This is a genomic window from Candidatus Erwinia dacicola (genome assembly GCF_001756855.1).
In the GTDB taxonomy this organism is placed as follows: Bacteria; Pseudomonadota; Gammaproteobacteria; order Enterobacterales; family Enterobacteriaceae; genus Erwinia; species Erwinia dacicola.
In genome coordinates this window covers 1-1,156 of sequence record NZ_MAYS01000531.1, presented here as the reverse complement: position 1 = coordinate 1,156, position 1,156 = coordinate 1, and the positions used below count along the sequence as shown (strand labels likewise).

The window sequence follows — 1,156 nt, the reverse complement described above, 5'->3', positions numbered from 1 at the left end:
AATATCTTTGCAACAGTACCCTTTTCCCCACTATGCTGAAGCGAGACAACAGAAGACAGTGCGTGCAAGCTGTGCTACAAACAAAGCTGTAATATCTCATCGGCACTTCGATGCACGAGAAATACGGGACAACAAAACGAGCCAAGCTCTGATCAGAGGCCCGGAAATTTTACTATGGGAACGTTTGAATATTTCTACGCCTGACAGGGAATACCCCCCTGTGCACCCTTAGCATTGCAATATGACGGGTGACATTAGGATCGATTACAACAGAGGATAATAGCGAATGGTTCTCGACAAACCGCAAACAGACCAGACTCTCGAATGGTTCCTGTCACATTGCCATATTCACAAATATCCATCCAAAAGCATGCTGATCCATCAAGGTGAAAAAGCGGAAACCCTTTACTACATCGTCAAAGGCGCGGTAGCGGTGCTGATCAAGGATGAAGAAGGCAAAGAGATGATCCTCTCTTACCTCAATCAGGGTGATTTCATCGGTGAACTGGGACTCTTTGAAGAGGGGCAGGAGCGTAGCGCGTGGGTACGTGCGAAGAGCGCCTGTGAAGTGGCTGAGATCTCATATAAAAAATTCCGTCAGCTGATTCAGGTGAATCCTGACATCCTGATGCGCCTCTCATCACAGATGGCGCGTCGCCTACAGATGACGTCAGAGAAAGTGGGCAACTTAGCTTTCCTCGACGTGACGGGCCGTATTGCTCAGACGCTGCTGAATTTGGCTAAACAGCCGGATGCCATGACCCACCCGGATGGCATGCAGATTAAGATCACCCGCCAGGAGATCGGCCAGATTGTCGGCTGCTCTCGTGAGACCGTTGGTCGTATTCTGAAAATGCTGGAAGATCAGAACCTGATCTCTGCACACGGTAAGACTATCGTCGTTTACGGCACACGCTAACCGGCTCTGAAATCACGGCGCGACATCCCTGTCGCGCCTTTTTTATTTGGTGCAGCGCATATAGAGGAAAATCATCTATCCCCCTGACGTAAACTATGTCCTAAGATAGACGCTGGTGCTGTGTCTGCCGGTGGCGATTGGCTGGCTATTGGGCGATCTTTAACGCGGGCTGCTGTTCTCTTGTAAGCGTATCATCCAGACAGTATTGACTGTCAGGCTGAGGTCGAGTCCGTCAAG

General features: G+C 49.9%; 1 protein-coding gene. It reads left to right on the top strand.

Going from position 1 to position 1,156, the window contains the following annotated elements:
- Positions 1 to 286: 286 nt before the first annotated feature.
- Positions 287 to 919 (top strand): cAMP-activated global transcriptional regulator CRP, encoded by a 633-nt coding sequence (gene crp / locus BBW68_RS13450; RefSeq protein ID WP_070135744.1) that lies wholly within the window; start codon positions 287 to 289, stop codon positions 917 to 919.
- The last annotated feature ends 237 nt before the right edge of the window (positions 920 to 1,156 follow it).

What these genes read in the sequence shown, in the direction of transcription:
- crp (WP_070135744.1), top strand. Translation starts at nt 287, where the DNA reads ATGGTTCTCGACAAACCGCAAACAGACCAGACTCTCGAATGGTTCCTG.